Origin of the sequence: Thiocystis violacea (assembly GCF_016583575.1) — a bacterium.
GTDB lineage: Bacteria > Pseudomonadota > Gammaproteobacteria > Chromatiales > Chromatiaceae > Thiocystis > Thiocystis violacea.
This window is the reverse complement of record NZ_NRRG01000200.1, coordinates 1-453: the sequence shown is the minus strand read 5'-3', so window position 1 is coordinate 453 and position 453 is coordinate 1. Positions and strand designations below refer to the sequence as shown.

Sequence of the window (453 nt, the reverse complement as noted above, 5' to 3'; positions counted from 1 at the left end):
TGACCGGGCCGACCTGCTCGCCGCTCACTTCGTCGCGGCCGCCGTTGATCGCGTACAGCAGCGCCTTGGCCAGGTTGGCGCGCGCACCGAAGAACTGCATCTGCTTGCCGATGCGCATGGCCGACACGCAGCAGGCGATGCCGTAGTCGTCGCCCCAGTACGGCCGCATCAGGTCGTCGTTCTCGTACTGCACCGAGCAGGTGTCGATCGAGGTCTTGGCGCAGAAGTCCTTGAAACCCTGCGGCAGCTTCTCCGACCACAGCACGGTCAGGTTGGGCTCGGGCGCCGGGCCCAGGTTGTTCAGCGTCTGCAGGAAGCGGAAGCTGTTCTTGGTCACCAGCGGCCGGCCATCCTCGCCGACGCCACCGAGTCCCTCGGTCACCCAGGTCGGGTCGCCCGAGAACAGCTGGTCGTAGTCGGGCGTGCGCAGGAAACGCACGATGCGCAGCTTGA

1 protein-coding gene is annotated in these 453 nt (G+C 66.7%); it reads right to left on the bottom strand.

Annotated elements, in window-relative coordinates; translation table 11 throughout:
* Positions 1–453, bottom strand: a 453-nt coding sequence (locus CKO27_RS24190; RefSeq protein WP_276570213.1) for a pyruvate formate lyase family protein, incomplete at both ends; no start/stop codon positions are given.